General features: G+C 69.3%; 19 protein-coding genes. 12 read left to right on the top strand and 7 right to left on the bottom strand.

Annotation, left to right across the window (positions count from 1 at the left end; genetic code table 11):
* Positions 1 to 168 precede the first annotated feature (168 nt).
* The gene (locus ACK59X_RS12965) at positions 169 to 1,830 is read left to right on the top strand and encodes a SulP family inorganic anion transporter (protein WP_409957735.1); all 1,662 of its coding nucleotides are present in this window, start codon (positions 169 to 171) and stop codon (positions 1,828 to 1,830) included.
* A gap of 6 nt (positions 1,831 to 1,836) precedes the next feature.
* Here the strand turns inward: ACK59X_RS12965 and ACK59X_RS12960 are convergent, their stop codons facing one another.
* Complete coding sequence (locus ACK59X_RS12960) at positions 1,837 to 2,349, bottom strand: outer membrane protein assembly factor BamE (RefSeq protein ID WP_409957734.1); 513 nt, start codon at positions 2,347 to 2,349, stop codon at positions 1,837 to 1,839.
* A 42-nt stretch (positions 2,350 to 2,391) separates the two neighbouring features.
* Here ACK59X_RS12960 and ACK59X_RS12955 point away from each other — a divergent pair, with 42 nt between their 5' ends.
* From ACK59X_RS12955 to bioF, 8 genes are all read left to right on the top strand, one after another.
* Positions 2,392 to 2,598, top strand: coding sequence for a DUF3460 family protein (locus ACK59X_RS12955; protein ID WP_409957733.1), 207 nt, complete (start codon positions 2,392 to 2,394; stop codon positions 2,596 to 2,598).
* Positions 2,599 to 2,645: 47 nt separating this feature from the next.
* Positions 2,646 to 3,497: a segregation and condensation protein A gene (locus tag ACK59X_RS12950; RefSeq protein WP_409957732.1), complete on the top strand. Its 852-nt coding sequence runs from the start codon at positions 2,646 to 2,648 to the stop codon at positions 3,495 to 3,497.
* 72 nt (positions 3,498 to 3,569) lie between these two features.
* Positions 3,570 to 5,159, top strand: a complete 1,590-nt coding sequence (nadB, locus tag ACK59X_RS12945) for an L-aspartate oxidase (RefSeq protein ID WP_409957731.1) — start codon at positions 3,570 to 3,572, stop codon at positions 5,157 to 5,159.
* Between the two features lie 14 nt (positions 5,160 to 5,173).
* Positions 5,174 to 5,809 (top strand): 7-carboxy-7-deazaguanine synthase, encoded by a 636-nt coding sequence (queE, locus tag ACK59X_RS12940; RefSeq protein WP_409957730.1) that lies wholly within the window; start codon positions 5,174 to 5,176, stop codon positions 5,807 to 5,809.
* A 30-nt stretch (positions 5,810 to 5,839) separates the two neighbouring features.
* On the top strand, positions 5,840 to 6,214 hold the full coding sequence (locus ACK59X_RS12935; RefSeq protein ID WP_409957729.1) for a 6-carboxytetrahydropterin synthase: 375 nt from the start codon (positions 5,840 to 5,842) through the stop codon (positions 6,212 to 6,214).
* Entirely contained in the window at positions 6,214 to 7,557 is a 1,344-nt protein-coding gene (gene bioA / locus ACK59X_RS12930) for an adenosylmethionine--8-amino-7-oxononanoate transaminase (protein ID WP_409957728.1), read from the top strand. The genes ACK59X_RS12935 and bioA overlap by 1 nt, the downstream gene beginning before the upstream one ends.
* Positions 7,557 to 8,231: a dethiobiotin synthase gene (gene bioD, locus ACK59X_RS12925; protein ID WP_409957727.1), complete on the top strand. Its 675-nt coding sequence runs from the start codon at positions 7,557 to 7,559 to the stop codon at positions 8,229 to 8,231. The genes bioA and bioD overlap by 1 nt, the downstream gene beginning before the upstream one ends.
* On the top strand, positions 8,228 to 9,445 hold the full coding sequence (gene bioF / locus ACK59X_RS12920; RefSeq protein WP_409957726.1) for an 8-amino-7-oxononanoate synthase: 1,218 nt from the start codon (positions 8,228 to 8,230) through the stop codon (positions 9,443 to 9,445). The genes bioD and bioF overlap by 4 nt, the downstream gene beginning before the upstream one ends.
* Positions 9,446 to 9,652: 207 nt before the next feature.
* Here the strand turns inward: bioF and ACK59X_RS12915 are convergent, their stop codons facing one another.
* The gene (locus ACK59X_RS12915) at positions 9,653 to 10,411 is read right to left on the bottom strand and encodes a carbonic anhydrase (RefSeq protein WP_409957725.1); all 759 of its coding nucleotides are present in this window, start codon (positions 10,409 to 10,411) and stop codon (positions 9,653 to 9,655) included.
* Between the two features lie 391 nt (positions 10,412 to 10,802).
* On the opposite strand from ACK59X_RS12915, the gene ACK59X_RS12910 reads away from it, so the two are divergent.
* A complete protein-coding gene (locus tag ACK59X_RS12910; protein ID WP_409957724.1) occupies positions 10,803 to 11,162 on the top strand; it encodes a 5-carboxymethyl-2-hydroxymuconate Delta-isomerase in 360 nt (119 codons plus the stop codon).
* A gap of 193 nt (positions 11,163 to 11,355) precedes the next feature.
* Here the strand turns inward: ACK59X_RS12910 and ACK59X_RS12905 are convergent, their stop codons facing one another.
* From ACK59X_RS12905 to nadC, 4 genes are all read right to left on the bottom strand, one after another.
* Complete coding sequence (locus tag ACK59X_RS12905; protein ID WP_409957723.1) at positions 11,356 to 12,420, bottom strand: porin; 1,065 nt, start codon at positions 12,418 to 12,420, stop codon at positions 11,356 to 11,358.
* A 235-nt stretch (positions 12,421 to 12,655) separates the two neighbouring features.
* Positions 12,656 to 14,434 carry a chorismate-binding protein gene (locus tag ACK59X_RS12900; protein WP_409957722.1) on the bottom strand — a complete coding sequence of 593 codons (1,779 nt, stop codon included), beginning with the start codon at positions 14,432 to 14,434 and terminating at the stop codon, positions 12,656 to 12,658.
* 19 nt (positions 14,435 to 14,453) lie between these two features.
* On the bottom strand, positions 14,454 to 15,593 hold the full coding sequence (gene nadA / locus ACK59X_RS12895) for a quinolinate synthase NadA (protein ID WP_409957721.1): 1,140 nt from the start codon (positions 15,591 to 15,593) through the stop codon (positions 14,454 to 14,456).
* On the bottom strand, positions 15,590 to 16,462 hold the full coding sequence (nadC, locus tag ACK59X_RS12890; protein WP_409957720.1) for a carboxylating nicotinate-nucleotide diphosphorylase: 873 nt from the start codon (positions 16,460 to 16,462) through the stop codon (positions 15,590 to 15,592). Before nadC ends, nadA begins: the two co-directional genes overlap by 4 nt.
* 97 nt (positions 16,463 to 16,559) lie before the next feature.
* On the opposite strand from nadC, the gene panB reads away from it, so the two are divergent.
* A complete protein-coding gene (gene panB / locus ACK59X_RS12885) occupies positions 16,560 to 17,441 on the top strand; it encodes a 3-methyl-2-oxobutanoate hydroxymethyltransferase (protein ID WP_409957719.1) in 882 nt (293 codons plus the stop codon).
* Positions 17,442 to 17,491: 50 nt separating this feature from the next.
* Entirely contained in the window at positions 17,492 to 18,328 is an 837-nt protein-coding gene (gene panC / locus ACK59X_RS12880) for a pantoate--beta-alanine ligase (protein ID WP_409957718.1), read from the top strand.
* 43 nt (positions 18,329 to 18,371) lie between these two features.
* Here the strand turns inward: panC and ACK59X_RS12875 are convergent.
* The coding region (locus tag ACK59X_RS12875; protein ID WP_409957717.1) for a hypothetical protein at positions 18,372 to 18,584 on the bottom strand (213 nt) is incomplete at its 5' end.

Below are 18,584 nucleotides of genomic sequence, written 5' to 3'. Positions count from 1 at the left end.
GGGGGCAGATGGCGCCTGTACCGGTGAAAGCAAGCACCGCGCCAGAACGCGGCATCCCAGGGCTTCCGGCACAGGACATGCTTGCCGGCCCCGCGCCCCGAAACCCGGTCAGCGCCGCGACCTGGGCTTGCGCCCGCTGCACCGGGGAATACACTGGCTCCCACCGCCATGCAGCTGTCCTTCGCCTTCCACCCCCGGTTGATCGATGCCCTGAACGGCTACAGCCGCAGCCGTTGCCTTGCCGACGTGGGCGCGGGCATCACCGTGGGCATCGTCGCGCTGCCCCTGGCCATGGCCTTTGCCATCGCCAGCGGCCTGCCGCCCGGGGCAGGTCTGTGGACGGCCATCATCGCGGGCTTCCTGATCTCGGCGCTGGGCGGCACCAATGTGCAGATCGGCGGGCCGGCGGGGGCCTTCATCGTCATCGTCTACGGCATCGTCGAGCGCTACGGCGTGGCCAACCTGCTCATTTCCACCGCCTGCGCGGGCGCGCTGCTGGTGCTGCTGGGCCTGTTCCGGCTGGGCACGCTGGTGCGCTTCGTGCCAGTGGGCATCGTGATCGGCTTCACCAACGGCATCGCCGTGCTGATCGCGCTGTCGCAGCTCAAGGACTGGCTGGGCCTGTCCATCGCCCGCATGCCGGGCGACTTCTTCTCGCAGGTGGGCACGCTGGCGCAACACATCGGCAGCTTCAACCCCTATGCCTTCGGCCTGGGCACGGCCTGCCTGGCGGGGCTGTTCGTGTGGCCACGCCTGTTCATGCAAGGCTCGCCGGTGGTGCGCCTCATGGAAGGCTACAGCGTGCGCAGCTTCGCACGCGTGCCCGGGCCCGTGGTGGCCCTGGTCACGCTGAGCCTGCTGGCCTTTGTGCTGGATTTCCCGGTGGAGACCATCGGCTCGCGCTTCGGCGGCATTCCGCAGGGGCTGCCCACGTTCGAGCTGCCCGATTTCTCGTGGGAGACGGTGCGCCTCTTGGTCACGCCCACGCTCACCATCGCCCTGCTGGGCGCCATCGAGTCGCTGCTGTGCGCCCGCGTGGCCGACCAGTTGGCCACCGACGCCCACCACCGCAAGCACGACCCCAACCAGGAGCTCATGGCCCAGGGCGTGGCCAACCTGGTCGTGCCCTTCTTCGGCGGCATGCCGGCCACGGGCACGATTGCGCGCACGGTCACCAACATCCGCTCGGGCGCCACCTCGCCGGTGGCCGGCATCGTGCATGCCGCCACGCTGGCCGTGATCGTGCTGGCCGCGGCCCCGCTGGCGCTGCACATTCCGCTGGCCGTGCTCGCGGGCATTTTGCTGTTCGTGGCCTGGAACATGGGCGAGTGGCACGAGTTCGCGCGCCTGCGCCAGTTCAGCAACCACTACCGGCTGCTGATGCTGGGCACCTTCTTCCTCACGGTGGTGTTCGACCTCACGGTGGCGGTGGAAGTGGGCCTGCTTTTGGCCTGTGCGCTGTTCGTGCGCCGCATGAGCCGGCTCTTCAAGGCCGAGCTGCAGCCAACGGCAGCGGATGCGCACGGCCGCCCCGCCCAGACATGGCGCCTGCACGGCGCGCTGTTCTTCGGCGCGGCCGCCAAGATCGACCCGATCATCCAGGCGGTCGAGGCCGGCCCGGCCGGCATGGACGTGGTGCTGGACGCCAGCGAGCTCGTGGCCCTGGACACCACCGGCCTCGACGCCCTGGCCCAGGTGCTCAAGGCGGTGCAGCAGCGCGGTGGAATACTGCACATCGTGCACCTGCACGAGCAACCCCGCTCGCTGATGGAACGCTCGGGCTTTGCCGACCGGCTGGCAGCCCAGGGCAGCACCGGCGTCAACGTCTAACCGCGGCTACTTACCGCCCTTGAACTCCGGCGCATCCAGATCAGGCCCTGTCTCGGTGCGCAGCACCATGGCGCCCGGCCCCTGGACCACGGTGAACACCTGCGGCTCGTTGCGTGCATTGGCAAAGCGCCACTGCACATGGGTCTCGTTCTTGAGCGGGTACGGCGCCACCTTGGCCGCCTTGCCCAGCATGCGGCGCACGGTGTCCAGGGGCATGCCGGGCTGCACCTTGGCAAAATTCTCGGGCGTGAGCACTTGGCGCACAGCGATCAGCTTGCCGTCCGCGCCCAGGTCGATCATGTAGTTGACCTGGCCGGCCGGCTGGCGGTTGTACTCGAAAGTGCGCACGCCGGCGTCGGTGTTCCAGACGTTTTCGGGCTCGCCGAAGCGCTCGCGCACATCGGTTTCGGTGGACACGCCGGGCTGCAGTTCGCTGATGCGCTGGGGGTCGCACCCCGTGGTGGCCAGCAGCGCCAGCCCCAGGACCAGGGCGGAAAGAACGCGAAAAAATGGAGTCATGGGGCCATCCCGGTAAAATCAGGGAAAAGAGGTTACCAGTCCATGTCCATTTTCCGCCGCCCCGACTACCAATCCGACACCACGCAGTTCATCAACCAGCTCAAGGCGAGCCGGCCCGAACTCGACGCCCAGCAACAGGCCGGCCGCGCCCTGCTGTGGGACAAGCAGGTGGACCGCAAGATCTGGGGAGACTACCGCGAAGGCCAGGTCGAGCAAAAGCCCTACGTCTACCAGACCAACGCCGACTGATCGCATTGCAGGCAATGCGCCTGACGCTATCTTTTGCGTAGCAGCCGATGAGCAGCGCCAGCGAAGCCGAAGCGCCTGTGGCCCAGGCGCAGGACCAGGGCATGCCCAACGTGGTGGACCAGGTGGCCCTGGCGCGCCTGTACGGCGAGCCCCTGTTCGCCCTGCCCAACGACCTGTACATCCCGCCCGATGCGCTCGAAGTCTTCCTCGAAGCCTTCGAAGGGCCGCTGGATCTGCTGCTCTACCTGATCAGAAAGCAGAACTTCAACATCCTCGACATCCCCATGGTCGGGGTCACCAAGCAGTACCTGGCGTATGTGGACGAGATCCGCAGCCGCAACCTGGAACTGGCGGCCGAATACCTGCTGATGGCCGCGATGCTGATCGAGATCAAGTCGCGCATGCTGCTGCCGCCCAAGAAGCAGGAGGGCAGCGAGGAGGCCGAGGACCCACGGGCCGAGCTGGTGCGCCGCCTGCTCGAATACGAACAGATGAAGATGGCCGGCGCTCGCCTGTCACAACTGCCGCAGTATGGGCGCGACTTCCTCAGGGCGCAGGTCTACATCGAGCAGAGCCTGCAGCCGCGCTTTCCCGATGTGCACGTGGTGGAGCTGCAGGAGGCCTGGCGCGACATCATGAAGCGTGCCAAGCTGGTGCAGCACCACAAGATCACGCGCGAGGAGCTGTCGGTGCGCGAGTACATGAGCATGGTGCTCAAGACCCTGCAGGGCCGCCGTTTCGTGGAGTTCGAGGAACTCTTCGAGCCCGAGCGCGGCAGCACCGTGCTGGTGGTGACCTTCATCGCCCTGCTGGAGCTGGCCAAGGAAACCTTGATCGAGATCACCCAGGCCGAGGCGTTTGCGCCCATCTACGTGCGCCTGGCCTATACGCCCGCCTGACGAAGACCGCCGCCTGATTTCTGGCCATGGCAGGCGGCCATGGCCCTGTTCGACTCCCTCTCAACGCACGCCATGGCATCTCTCGACTTCGACGTTCTCATCGTAGGCAGCGGACTCGCCGGCCTCTCTGCGGCACTGCACCTGGCGCCCACGCACCGCGTGGCCGTGGTCACCAAGCGCCAGCTGCACGACGGCGCCAGCGCCTGGGCCCAGGGCGGCATTGCCGCCGTGCTGGCCGAGGGCGACAGCTTTGGCGCCCATGTGGACGACACCCTGGTCGCAGGGGCCGGCCTGTGCGACCTGGCGGCCACCCGCTTCGTGGTGGAGAACGCGCCCGAAGCCATCGCCTGGCTGCAGCAGCTGGGCGTGCCGTTTTCGCTGGAGGACGGCGCCCTGCACCTCACGCGCGAAGGCGGCCACAGCGCGCGGCGCATCGTGCACGCCACCGACGCCACGGGCGCGGCCGTGCAGCGCACCTTGATCGACGTGGTGCGCGCCACGCCGGGCATCGCCCTGTTCGAGCAGCACACGCTGGTGGACCTGGTCACCGCGCGCAAGCTAGGCGCCAAGGGGGCCGACCGCTGCCTGGGCCTGTACGCGCTGGACGAGGCCACCGACGAGGTCCTCACCTTCCGCGCGCCGCAGACCATCCTGGCCACGGGCGGCGCCGGCAAGGTCTACCTGTACACCACCAACCCCGACACCGCCACGGGCGATGGCATCGCGGCCGCCTGGCGCGCGGGCTGCCGCGTGGCCAACCTGGAGTTCATCCAGTTCCACCCGACCTGCCTGTACCACCCGCACGCCAAATCCTTCCTGATCACCGAGGCCGTGCGCGGCGAAGGCGGCCTGCTCAAGCTGCCGGCTGCCGCCGGCGGCACGCGCTTCATGCCGCAGCACGACGAGCGCGCCGAACTCGCGCCGCGTGACGTGGTAGCCCGCGCCATCGACTACGAGATGAAAAAGCGTGGCCTCGATTGCGTGCACCTGGACATCTCGCACCAGAGCCCTGCGTTTTTGCAGGAGCACTTCCCCAACATCCTGGCACGCTGCGCCGAGCTCGGGATCGACATCACGAAGGAGCCCATCCCCGTGGTGCCGGCCGCGCACTACACCTGCGGCGGCGTGCTCACCGACCTGGCAGGCCGCACCGACCTGCCCGGCCTGTTCGCCATCGGCGAGACGGCCTGCACCGGCCTGCACGGCGCCAACCGCCTGGCCAGCAACTCGCTGCTCGAATGCATGGTCTTCGCGCGCGCGGCCGCCCAGGCCATCGCAGCGGCCCCGGCGGCGGAGCTGCCCGCGCTCCCGCAATGGGACGACAGCCGCGTGACCGACGCCGACGAGTGCGTGGTCATCTCGCACAACTGGGACGAGCTGCGCCGCTTCATGTGGGACTATGTGGGCATCGTGCGCACCAACAAGCGGCTCGAACGCGCGGCCCACCGCATCGCGCTGCTGCAGGGCGAGATCCACGAGTTCTACTCGCACTTCCACGTCACGCGCGACCTGCTGGAGCTGCGCAACCTGGTGCAGGTGGCCGAGCTCATCGTGCGCAGCGCGCAGATGCGCCGTGAGAGCCGGGGCCTGCACTACAGCCGCGACTACCCCGAGCTGGCCGCCCCCGCCGCGCCCACCATCCTCGTGCCACCAGTGGCCTGACAAGGTGTGAACGCATGACCTACAGCGTCAAGGAAATCTTCTACACCCTGCAGGGCGAGGGCGGGCAGGCGGGCATGCCCGCCGTGTTCTGCCGCTTTGCGGGCTGCAACCTCTGGAGTGGCCGCGAGGCCGACCGCGCCAGCGCCATCTGCCGTTTCTGCGATACCGACTTCGTGGGCCCCGACGGCACCCTGGGCGGCAAGTTCGCCGATGCCGGCGCGCTGGCCACCACGATCGCCGCGCAATGGCCGGCGGGCGCGGGCCACCGCCTGGTGGTGCTCACCGGCGGCGAGCCCCTGCTGCAGGTGGATGCCGCGCTCATCGGCGCCTTGCACGCGCAGCAGTTCCGCATTGCGGTGGAAAGCAACGGCACCGTGCAGGCGCCCGAGGGCATTGACTGGCTGTGCATCAGCCCCAAGGCGGGCGCGCCCTTCGTGCAGCGCAGCGGGCAGGAGCTCAAGCTGGTCTGGCCCCAGCCAGGCTTCGACCTGCAGGCACTGGAGCACGGCACGGCGTTCGCCCACCGCTTCCTGCAGCCTATGGATGGCCCCTTGCAGCGCGAGAACACCGCCGCCTGCATCGACGCCTGCCTGGCCCACCCGGCGTGGCGGCTGAGCCTGCAGACCCACAAGCTCACCGGCATCCGGTAGGCACCACGGACCTTTCCGGTCGTTTTTCCCATGCAGTTCACCATCTCCCAGCGCTTCTTCTTCGATGCAGCCCACACCTTGCGCCGCGATATCGAGGCCGAGGGCAGCCGCCGCATCCACGGCCATACCTACCACGCCGAGGTCTCGCTCAGCGGCCCGCGCGACCCAGCCACCGGCATGGTGCTGGACCTGGGCCTGCTGCGCCGGGGGCTGGACGTGGTGCGCGAGCAGCTCGACCACCACATGCTCGACGAAGTGCCCGGGCTGGGCATCCCCACGCTCGAAAACCTGTGCCTGTTCATCGCCCAGGCCCTGCCTGCCGAACTGCGCCCACGCGTGAGCCGCGTGCGCGTATGGCGCGAGGCCCTGGGCGACAGCTGCGCGCTGGATTTTGTGCCGCAGTGATGGCCACGATTGCACCCAAGACGGCCGGCGACAATCTGGTCGCCCGCAGCCTGGCCCATGTCTGGCACCCCTGCACGCAGATGAAGCGGCACGAGGCCCAGCCGCCCGTGGCCATTGCGCGCGCACAAGGCCCCTGGCTCTACGGCACCGACGGCCGGCGCTACCTCGATGGCATCAGCTCCTGGTGGGTCAACCTGTTCGGCCACAGCCACCCGCACATCAAGGCCGCCCTGGCCGACCAGATGGAGCGGCTGGACCACGTGATGCTGGCCGGCTTCACGCATGCGCCGGTGGTCGAGCTGTCGGAGCGCCTCTCTGCACTCACGGGCCTGGGCCATGCCTTCTACGGCAGCGACGGCGCAGCCGCCACCGAGATCGCACTCAAGATGAGCGCCCACTACTGGCGCAACACCGGCCGCCCGGGCAAGAGCCGCTTCGTGGGCCTGGCCGGCGGCTACCATGGCGAGACCGTGGGGGCACTGGCCGTGACCGACATCGCACTGTTCCGCGAGGCCTATGCCCCGCTGGTGCGCCTGGCCGCCACGGTGCCCAGCCCCGATGCGCGCCAGGCTGCGCCCGGAGAGACGCCCGCGGACGTGGCCCGGCGCAGCGCCGCCGCGCTCGAAGCCTGGCTGGCCGAGCACCATGCCGACACTGCGGCCCTGATCGTGGAACCCCTGGTGCAGTGCGCGGCCGGCATGGCCCTGCACGACCCCGAATACCTGCTCCTGGCGCGCGCGCTGTGCGACCGCTACGAGGTGCATCTGGTGGTGGACGAGATCGCCACGGGCTTCGGCCGCACGGGCAGCCTGTTCGCGCACCAGCAGGCGGGCATCCGGCCCGACTTCATCTGCCTGTCCAAGGGCCTCACGGGCGGCACCCTGCCGCTGTCGGCGGTGCTCACCACGGACACCGTCTACCAGGCCTTCTATGCCGACGAGGTGGCGCGCGGCTTTCTGCACTCGCACTCGTACACCGGCAACCCGCTGGCCTGCCGCGCGGCCCTGGCCACGCTGGAGCTGTTCGACCAGTTGGATGCGCTGAACGCCAACCGGGCCCTGGCGCAGCGCATCGACACGGCCTGCGCACCCCTGGCCCGGCACCCGCGCGTGCGCCACGCGCGCCGCCTGGGCATGGTCTGGGCCTGGGACATCGCAACCACTCTGCCCGACTTTTCGCGCCGCTACCACCAGCACGCCATGGCCGGCGGCCTGGTGCTGCGCCCCATCGGCAACACGCTGTATGCCATGCCGCCCTATGTGCTCGATGCCGAGGCCATCGGCTGCCTGGCCGGCGGCGCGCTCGACGCGCTCGACGCCACCCTGAACGAGGAGACTTGCTGATGGCCATCGCCTGTTTTGTGACCGGTACCGACACCGGCGTGGGCAAGACGCTGGTGTCCGCCGGCCTGCTGCACGCGCTGGCACGGCACCACCGCCGCGTGGTCGGCATGAAGCCGGTGGCCGCGGGCGTGGTGCCCTGGGCCGGTGACTGGGCCAGCGAAGACGCCATCGCGCTGCGCGACGCATCCACCGTGGCCGTGCCGGCGGCGCTGGACAACCCGGTGCTGCTGCCCGACCCGCTGTCGCCGCACATCGCGGCGGCCCGCGCTGGCGTGCAGATCGACACCGCGGCCATCGTGCGCAGCTACCAGGCCTTGGCAGCCGAGGCCGATGCCGTGGTGGTCGAAGGCGCCGGGGGCTTTCACGTGCCGCTGTCGGACACCGCGACCGGCGCCGACCTGGCCCAGGCCCTGGCCCTGCCCGTGGTGCTGGTGGTGGGCCTGCGCCTGGGCTGCCTGAACCATGCGCTGCTGACGGCCGAGGCCGTGCGCGCGCGCGGCCTCACGCTGGCCGGCTGGGTGGCCAACCGCGTGGACCCCGCGATGCTGGCCGCGGACGAGAACATCGCCTACCTGCGCGCGCGGCTGCAGGCCCCGCTGCTGGCCGAGGTGCTGCACCAGGCCGCGCCCGACGCGCGCACGCTGGCCTTCGACCTGCCGGAGCACTGGCGATGAGCGCATCGCCCGCCTCCTGGCTCGACGAGATTCCGGCCCGCCTGGCCGACATCGAGCGCGCCCATCTGCTGCGCCGCCGCCGCGTGGTGCAGCCCGCAGGCGGCGCCCGGCTGCTGGTGGACGGGCAGCCCATGCTGGCCTTTTGCAGCAACGACTACCTGGGCCTGGCCGGCCACCCGGCGCTGGCCGAGGCCGCGCGCGAGGCCACGCACCGCTTTGGCGTGGGTTCGGGCGGCTCGCCCCTGGTCAGCGGGCACAGTGCCGCCAACGCGGCGCTGGAGCAGGAGCTGGCCGCCTTCGTGCAGTTGCCGCGCGCCCTGTACTTCTATGCCGGCTACGCCACCAACGCCGGCATCATCCCGGCGCTGATGGGTGACGGCGATGCGCTGTTCTCCGACGCGCTCAACCACGCCTGCCTGATTGACGGTGCGCGCTTGTCGCGCGCCACCATCCACCGCTACCCGCATGCCGATCTGGCGGCGCTGGAGGCGGCTCTGGCGGCCAGCCCTGCGCGGCGCAAGCTGGTGGTCAGCGATGCCGTGTTCAGCATGGATGGCGACCTCATAGACATCCCCGCCCTGCTGGCGCTGTGCGAGCGCTTCGATGCCCTGCTGCTGCTCGACGACGCCCATGGCTTTGGCGTGCTGGGGCCCCAGGGGCGCGGCAGCCTGGCGCAGGCCGGCCTCACCGGGGCCGCCGCATCGCGCCGGGTGCTTTACATGGCGACGCTGGGCAAGGCCGCCGGCGTGGCCGGGGCCTTCGTGGCGGGCGATGCCGCGCTGATCGAATGGCTGCTGCAGAAGACCCGCACCTACATCTTCGCCACGGCCGCCCCGCCGCTGCTGGCCAGCGCCCTGAGCAAGAGCCTGGAGCTGATCGCGGCGGCCGATGACCGGCGCCAGCAGCTCGGCGCGCGCATCGCGCAGCTGCGCAGCGGGCTGGCCGCCCTGCCGGCCGCAGTGGGCTGGCACCTGCTGCCCTCGGACACCGCCGTGCAGGCGCTGGTGATCGGCAGCAACGAAGCCGCACTGGCGGTGATGGAAAGCCTGCGCGCAAAGGGCCTGTGGGTGCCCGCGATCCGCCCGCCGACGGTGCCGGCCGGCACGGCGCGGCTGCGCATTGCGCTGTCGTCCGCGCACACCGCAGAGGATGTCGACCAGCTGCTGCAGGCGCTGCAACGGCACGCGGCAGGGTGCGCAACGGGACAGAATTGAGCCCGAGCAGCCCCGGGCTGCTCGGTGTGTCCTGTCGCATCAGGTGCAAGGCGCTGCGAGCCCCCCGCAACGCACGAAACTGGCGCGGTCCAAGCCAGCGCCCCCGTGCAAGGGCCGCCCCGCCGCACTGGGGGCGTCCCCCTCCCGACTCGCGCAGCGAGACGAGAGAGGGGTGAAGGCGCAAAGCGACTCAGGGGGTGCTTCGCTTCAGGTGCTTTCCTTGATCACGCGCCCGTGCAGGGGCTGCAGGGGCCGCGCATTGGCGCTGTAGACCTTGCGGAACGACTTGATCTGCTGCGCGCTGAGCTTGACGGGCTCCTTGAGCACCATCCACTGCACGCCTTCCGAGCACGGCGGCGTGGTCAGCGAACCCTCGAAGCTGTAGTAACCGTGCTTTTCCGGCAGCAGGGCCGCGGGATGCAGCGCCAGGCCATCGACCGTGACCTGCTCGCCCACGCGCGGCAGGTGCGCGAAGATGGGTTCCCAGGCTTGGTTCTTCTTGTTGCCAGGCTGGATCAGCACGGCCACCACGCCCAGGCCGCCGTCCTCGCCCTTGTGCACGAAGTGGGCGACCATCGCGGCGCGCTTGCCGCCCACGGCCTCCTCGCTGGGCGTATGGAAGTGGAACTGCAGCAGCTCCAGGGTTTTGCCGCCCACCACCAGCTTGCTGCCGGCCGGCACATTGACCTGCACCGTGTGGCCGTTGTTGACCAGGGTGGGTGCCCCGGATGCGTACTGGAAATCAAGCGCCGGCAAGGCCTCCTTGACCGTCTTGCGGATGTCGACAGGGCTCTGGGCGGTGCCGCGGGCACAGGCCTCGAAGCCCTGTTCGAGCGCGCCCCAATGGGCTGCGCCATACTTGCCCTTGTACTCCCAGTGCGCATGCGGTCCCTGGGCATTCGCCAGGGTGGCACACAGCGCAAGGCAGGCAAAGGTCACGCGTCGAATCAATTTCTGGTATGTCATGGTTGTATTGAAGACGAGGGTAGTTGGTAGATACCGCCGCCGCCCGAGACAAGTGTGCGCACACCTTCCGCGTGGTTCAGGGGAAACGGGCTGCCGGGCGGAACGCGGGGAAAACAACGCAAAGAGGCATGCGCAGCCAGCCTGGAGACCGCACCAGGCCGGCATGATTGTGTGCAGAGGCAAGTGTTTGCGCACTGTTTTCGTCAAAGCCCCCTGACCCATGTCAAGCATGGCCTTTGGGCTCGAAAGGGCTTCGCAGCACCCGCCAGCCACCCGCAGTTGCCACGGTGAGCCGATACACTCCACAGTCCCTGCGCCGCGCACCCCGCGGCGCCTTCGATCACCGCGCCGGCAGCAATGCACAGGCCGCACCGATTTCTGTGGAACCGCCATGCCCCATCTCATCGTCGAATACTCCGGCAACCTGCCGCACTACCCCGAGGCCGAGGCGCTGACCGCGCTCAATGCAGCGCTGTGTGCCCACCCCCAGGTGCAGGACGAACTGGACCTCAAGACGCGCTTCGTGGTGGCCGACAGTTTCGAGATCGGCACGGCGCCGGCGCAGCGCGCTTTCGTGCATGCCCAGTTGCGTGTGCTCTCGGGCCGCACGCCCGAGGCCAAGAAGGAGATGTCGGAACTGATCGCTGGCGTGCTGCGCCAGCTCACCCCGAGGCCCCAAGGTGTGCTGGTACAGCTGAGCGTGGAGATCGTGGACATGGACCGCGGTTCGTACGCCAAGGAAAAGCTCTGACCCGGCACCCTGCCGGACGCACCCAACAAGAAAGCCGCCCAGGGCATTGCCCTGAGCGGCTTTGTCTTTCCTGTACGGGAGAAACGTTCCGTGCTGCGCCCCCCTCGCATCCCCACCAGGTGGAAGGCGCACAGCCGGCCCCAGGGGCCGGGCCACCCGCTGCAACAGGTGTCCCCGCCCCTGTCCGCTCCCGTCAGAACGTGTGGCGCACGCCGAACTCGTAGCCGGTCACGTCGTTGCCGGCACCAATCGTAGGGCTGCCCAGCGAGGACGAAGACACCGCCAGGCCGCGCGTGGCCGCGCCGTCGTTGCTGATGCGTGCGACGGTGGCGTACAGCTGCGTGCGCTTGGACAGGTTGTGGCCGTAGCCGATGGCGAACTTCTGCGAGTCGGCGTTGTTCACGTCCTTGCGCTTGAAGTTGACATACGAGGCGCGCAATTCACCCACGCCCAGCGGCACCGTGGCGCCCAAGGTATACATGTCCACGCGGCGGCCGTTGCCACGCTCGGTGGCGAACAGGAACATGGGCTTGACCACGCCGAAGCTGTAGGCCACGCCGACGTTGCTGGCCTTGTAGTCCACCGAGCTGGCGGTGGCAGCACCGCCGCGCGTCTCGCCATAGGCCAGGGCCACGTTCAGGGGGCCGTTGGCATAGCCGGCGCGCAGGGCCAGGGAATTGCCCATGCGGTCGTTGACCTGGTTGGACAGCTGCTCGCCCAGGGCGTACTGCAGCTGGCCGTAGAAGCCGCCCAGCTCGGGCAGCAGGTAGTTCACGCCGTTGCTGGTGCGCTTGGGGGCGCTGCCTTCGGGCGTGCCGGCGGCCGAGGTGGCGCTGCCCACCATGTTGGCACCGTTGTTGCCGCCCACGCCGGAATCGCCGAAGGGATCGAAGGTCTCGATGTTCAGGTAGGCGGGCGACTTGTCGCGGCCCAGGCGGACTTCACCGAAGCCACCCGAGATGCTCACGGTGGAGCGGCGGTCGAAGCGGAAACCGGCGGCGGTGCCGTTGTCCGTGGCCAGGCCACCTTCGAGCCAGAAGCCGGCCTTCAGGCCGCCACCGAGGTCTTCCACGCCGCGAAAGCCCAGGCGGCTGCTGGACTGGCCGCCGCTGGAAAGGCCGGTGACGCTGTTGGTGTCGCTGGACATGCGCACCAGCGAGGCATCGACCACGCCGAACAGGGTGACGCTGGACTGCGCCTGGGCGCCAGCGGCAGCAGCAAGGGTCAGTGCCGCGAGGGCAAGGGTTTTGAGTTTCATGGATTTCTCTTTTCGAAATGTGCAGATCACCGGGGCATGGTGTGCGGCACGGCACGCATTCCGCCGGTCGGCACCCCGTGGTGGGGAGCTGCGTCCATTAGAAAAAGCCTGTGTGACAGTACTGGGGTAAACCCTTGCACGCTCAGCGGAAAATAAGCATGCATAGCAATGCGTTCGCGCCATGGTGTATACGCACGGGCTGCGCCCGAGCGCGTGCACGGTGCAGCCCGGCGGCTCAGGGCACCAGTTGCGCGGCCAGCCAGCCGCGCAGGCTGTTGATGAAGGCCCAGCCGTCCACGCGTGGCAGGTCTTCGATCCGCACCACGGCCTCGGCCATGCGCCCCTCGCGCAGGGCCACGGCACGCCCCACGCCGGGCAGCAGGCCAGAGGCCAGCGGCGGCGTGACCCAGCGGCCATCCAGGTGCAGGGCGATGTTGCCGAAGGTGCCCTCGGTGATCTCGCCCGCACGGTTCCACAGCACCGTATCGAACACGCCGGGGGTAGTGGGTGCAAACGCCGCATAGTGTGCGCGGCGCGTGGTCTTGTGGCGCACGAACTCGCTGTCGGCCTCGTCGAAGGCGCGGTCGGCCAGGCGCAGGCGCACGGGGGTGGGCGTGGGCTGCAGCGCGAAGGCCTCGGCGCGCGGCGCACCACGGCTGTCCAGCAGCAGGCGCACGCGCCAGGCGCCGCTGGCATGCCGGGCGGCCAAGGCCTGCAGGCAGGCCTGCACGCAGGCAAGGTCCCACGGGTAGCCGAAGTGCGTTGCCGCCGCCGCCATGCGGTTCAGATGGTCGTCCACATGGCGCAGCCGCCCATGGTCCAACGCCAGGGTTTCGAGCAGATCGAAGGCGGCGCTGGCGCGCTCGACGAAGGCGCGCTTGTGGCGCCATTCGTGCCATTCGGCCTCGGCCTCGGCGCCCGAGGTGATGCCGCTGCCGATGCCGCAGGTGGCCTGCACCGCGCCATCGCGCGCCTGCAGCACCACGGTGCGGATGGGCACGTTGAAGGTCGCAGCCACACCGCCCTGCCCTGCCGGCCCATGCGGACGCACCACCCCCACCGCACCGCAGTACACGCCGCGCGGCGCGGGTTCGAGTTCGCGGATCAGCTGCATGGCGCGCACCTTGGGCGCACCCGTGACCGAACCGCAGGGAAACAACGCTGCGAACACGTCGGTGAGTGTGGTGCCCGGGCGCGTGCGCGCCTGCACGTCGGACGTCATCTGCCACACCGTGGGCAGGGCCTCGGTGTGGAACAGCCGGGGCACGCGCACGCTGTGCGGCTGCGCGATGCGCGAGAGGTCGTTGCGCAGCAGGTCCACGACCATCACGTTCTCGGCCCGCTCCTTGGGCGCCGTGCGCAGGTGCGCGGCCTGCGCGGCGTCGGCCTCGGGCGTGGCGCCGCGCGATGCCGTGCCCTTCATCGGGCGGGCCAGGATGTCGCCGCCCGTGGCATCGCTGGTCCAGTCGAAGAACAGCTCGGGCGAGACCGAGAGCACCTGCTCGTCACCGGCGTCGATGTGTGCGCAGTAGCCCTCGGGCTGGGTGCGGTGCAGTGCCTCGAACAGCGCCTGCGCGCTGCCCTGCGCGCGGCCCAGCAAGGGCGCGGTGTAGTTGACCTGGTAGACCTCGCCATCGCGGATGGCCTGCTGGATGCGGTCCAGGGCCACATCGAATTCAGCACGCGGCAAACCGGGTGCCCATACCACCTCGGCAGGCGCATCGGCCCCCAGGGCATCAGGCCACGGCAAAGCTTGTTCGTGTACCGAGAACCAGGCCAGCGGCCCCTCGGCGGCGTGGGTCTGCAGGGCCGCATCGAAGGCGGCAGCCGCCTCGTAGCGCACATAGCCGATGCACCAGGCGCCGCCCTGCGCTGCCGCATGCGCGGCATCGAGCACGCCACGCACCTCGTGCAGCGCATGCGCCACCAGCACCGCGCGCGGCGGGCCGAAGGCATGGCGCAGGCGTTGTGCGCCGGGTTCCTGGGGGCGGGTGAAATCGATGCGGGAGGGCATGCAGGAGAAAGCGATCTGCTTATGCCGCCCCGATGTTCGGCACCAGCCCCTGGACGGGCTGCCCGCCCTTGAGCGCCGCCGTGAAGGCCAGCATGCGGTCGATGGGCTGGCGCGCGCGCGGGATCAGCGCCGGGTCCACATGCACCGCATTGGCACCGGTCTCCAGCACCCGCGCCACGTCGGCCAGGCCGTTCATCGCCATCCAGGGGCAGTGCGCGCAGCTCTTGCAGGTGGCGCTGTTGCCGGCGGTGGGGGCTTCGTAGAAGGTCTTGCCGGGGTTGAGCGTGCGCAGCTTGTGCATCATGCCGTTGTCGGTGGCGACGATGAACTCGCGCGCCTCCATCTCGCGCGCGGCCTTGAGGATGGCCGAGGTCGAGCCGACCGCATCGGCCAGCGCCACCACATCGGCCGGGCTTTCGGGGTGCACCAGCACCTTGGCGCCGGGGTGCTCCTTTTTGAGCGCTTCGAGCTCGAAGGCCTTGAACTCGTCGTGCACGATGCAGGCGCCGTTCCAGAACAGCATGTCGGCCCCGGTCTCGCGCTGGATGTAGGCCCCCAGGTGGCGGTCGGGCGCCCACAGGATCTTGTGGCCCGCGTCCTTGAGGGCACCAACGATCTCGAGCGCGCAGCTCGACGTGACCAGCCAGTCGGCCCGGGCCTTCACCGCCGCGCTGGTGTTGGCGTACACCACCACCGTGCGGTCGGGGTGCGCATCGCAGAAGGCGCTGAATTCATCCACCGGGCAGCCCAGGTCGAGCGAGCAGGTGGCGTCGAGGTCGGGCATGAGCACGGTCTTATCGGGCGAGAGGATCTTGGCCGTCTCGCCCATGAAGCGCACGCCCGAGACCACCAGGGTCTGCGCCGCATGGTCGCGGCCGAAGCGCGCCATTTCCAGCGAATCGCTGACCAGGCCGCCGGTCTCCTCGGCCAGGTCCTGCAGGTCGGGGTGCACGTAGTAGTGCGAGACCATGACCGCGTTCTTTTCCTTGAGCAGGCGGCGGATACGGTCCTTGAGCGCAGTGCGCTCGGCCTGCGAGGGCTCGGGCGGCACGCGGGCCCAGGCGTGCTTGGTGGAGCAGACAGCGCCGCCATTCTCCAGCACATCCAACGGCTGGTCGTACTCGACCTCGATGCGGCTGAGCGCTATGGCCTCGGTCATGACAGCTCCTGCAGGCGCATCGAGAAATCGGTGGCCTTCACGTCCTTGGTGAGCGTGCCGATGGAGATGCGGTCCACACCGGTTTCGGCCAGTGCACGCAGGCCATCGAGCGTGACGCCGCCCGAGATTTCGAGGATGGCGCGGCCGGCATTGAGGCGCACGGCTTCTTGCAGCATGTCCAGGGGCATGTTGTCGAGCAGCACCATGGTGGCACCGGCGTCGAGCGCCTCGGTCAGTTGGGCCAGCGTCTCCACCTCGATCTCGATGAAGGCGGCGCGCGCGCCCACCTGCTGCTGTGCGGCGTGCAGCACCGCGGTGACGCCACCGGCGGCGGCGATGTGGTTGTCCTCGATCAGCTCGGCATCGTGCAGGCCGATGCGGTGGTTGGTGCCGCCGCCCACGCGCACGGCGTACTTCTGCGCAAGGCGCAGGCCGGGCAGGGTTTTGCGCGTGTCCACGATGCGCGCGCGCGTGCCCGCCACCACGTCCGCATAGGTCGCAGTCTTGGTGGCCACGGCCGAGAGCAGTTGCAGGAAATTGAGCGCCGTGCGCTCGGCGCTGAGCAGCGCGCGGGCGCTGCCCTCGATCTCCAGCACCACCTGGTCGGCGCTGCAGCGCTGGCCCTCGGCCACATGCCAGGTGAGCTGCACGCCGGGGTCGAGCGCGCGCAGGGCCGCCTCCACCCAAGGCGTGCCGCAGATCACCGCGGCCTCGCGCGCCAGGATGCGCGCACGGGCGCGGCGCGCAGGGTCGATCAGGCCTGCGGTCAGATCGCCGCTGCCCACGTCTTCGGCCAGGGCGCGGGCCACGTCGGCACGGGCCAGGGCTGCCACGTCGGCACTTTTTTCATCGTCGCTGGGATGGATCATGGGGCGCGAGCATAGCGGCTTCTTGCACCGGGTTTTGGGACACCGCTGTCCCGGCCGCTTAGCCCCTACACTCGCGCCATTTTGCCCAGGGGAGCCCATGACCGATCCAACGCCTTCCGCCGCCACGCCCTACGGCACGCTGCCGCCGGCCTCGCCGCTGCCGCAACGCCGTCCCCTGAGCCTGCCGCGCCTCGCACAGATGCGCGATGCGGGCGAGAAGATCTGCATGCTCACGGCCTACGACGCGACCTTTGCGGCCGTGGCCGACGCCGCGGGCGTGGAATGCATCCTTGTCGGCGACTCACTCGGCATGGTCTGCCAGGGCCTGCCCAGCACCGTGGGCGTCACCCTGGACACCATGGCCTACCACACGGCCAGCGTGGCGCGCGGCCTGCACCGCGTGCAGGGCACGGCCTGGCTGGTGGCCGACCTGCCCTATGGCACCTATGCCGAGAGCCGCGAACAGGCGCTGCGCAGCGCCTGCGTGCTGATGCAGGCAGGGGCCCACATGGTCAAGCTCGAAGGCGGCGGCTGGACCGCGCCCACGGTGGAGTTCCTGGTGCAGCGCGGCGTGCCGGTCTGCGCCCACCTGGGCCTGACGCCGCAGACCGTGCACGCCCTGGGCGGCTACCGCGTGCAGGGCCGCAGCGACGATGCGGCGCGCACGCTGCGCAAAGAGGCGCATGAACTGCAGGATGCCGGCGCCGCCATGCTGGTGCTGGAGATGGTGCCTGCGGCGCTGGCGGCCGACCTGACAGCCGAGCTGCCGCACTGCCACACCATCGGCATTGGTGCAGGCAACGGCACGGCCGGCCAGGTGCTGGTCTTGCACGACATGCTGGGCATGAACCTGGGCAAGAACCCGAAGTTCGTCCACAACTTCATGCAGGAGGCCGGCAACGTTCGTGGGGCCATTGAGGCCTATGTGCGCGCCGTCAAGGAAGGGCGCTTTCCCGACAACGCTCTGCATGCCTGGTAGCCCTCGCCCGCACTTTTTGTTATTCGCTTTTCAGCCTTTCGGCACAACACATGCTCATTGCACATTCCATCGACGATCTGCGCCAGGCTCTGGCCCCCTACCGCCGCCCGGCCTTCGTGCCCACCATGGGCAACCTGCACGACGGCCACATCGCGCTGGTGGAGCAGGCCCAACCCCTGGGCGACGTCACGGTGGCCAGCATCTTCGTGAACCGCCTGCAGTTTCTGCCGTACGAAGACTTCGACAGCTACCCGCGCACCTGGGAGGCCGACTGCAGCCGCCTGCAGGCCGCTGGCTGCGACGTGCTGTTCGCCCCGCGCGAGGCCGACCTGTACCCCGAGCCCCAGACCTTCAAGGTGCACCCCGACCCGGCCCTGGCCGACCTGCTGGAAGGCCAGTTCCGCCCCGGTTTCTTCACGGGAGTGGCCACGGTGGTGATGAAGCTGTTCGCGTGCGTGCTGGGCCAGAGCGGCGGCACGGCGGTGTTCGGCAAGAAGGACTACCAGCAGCTCATGGTGATCCGCCAGATGGTGCGCCAGTTCGCGCTGCCCATCACCGTGGTGGCCGGCGAAACGACCCGCGCGCCCGACGGCCTGGCCCTGAGTTCGCGCAATGGCTACCTGGGCCTGCAGGAGCGGCAGGAGGCGGTGGCCTTGTCGCAGGCCTTGCGCCAGTTGGCTTTGCGCTGGGGACAGCAGCCTGGGGTGGAGTGGGAGCAGCAGGCGATGGATGGGTTGCGGGCGCGGGGGTGGCAGCCGGACTATCTGACGGTGCGGAGGCGGGGGGATTTGCAGCCGGCCACGGCTGGGGATGCTTTGGGGACGTTGGTGGTGTTGGGGGCGGCGCGGTTGGGGGCTACGCGGTTGATTGACAACTGGGAGTTTTGAGTTCGCGCCCCTGGCTTCATCCCTCGCCTCCTTGTCCTGACTTTTAAGCCGCATGCTTGCGTTGAGGGCGGAGGCCGGGATGTGCGCCCGGCGGCGCAGTAACTTTCTTTTGCGTCGCCAAGAGGGTGTAGAAAAAACAAAATACAATCCTGCTGCATTGATTGCACAGGAGCAATGCGATGGCAAGGACAGGCCGACCACCCGTAATTGCGCCGGCAGAGTACGCGGCGCTGCGCGAGGTGGTCAGAGACAACCC

The sequence above is a fragment of the Acidovorax sp. genome, from assembly GCF_046339755.1.
Classification (GTDB): Bacteria; Pseudomonadota; Gammaproteobacteria; order Burkholderiales; family Burkholderiaceae_C; genus Acidovorax.
This window is presented reverse-complemented; position numbering and strand designations above follow the sequence as displayed.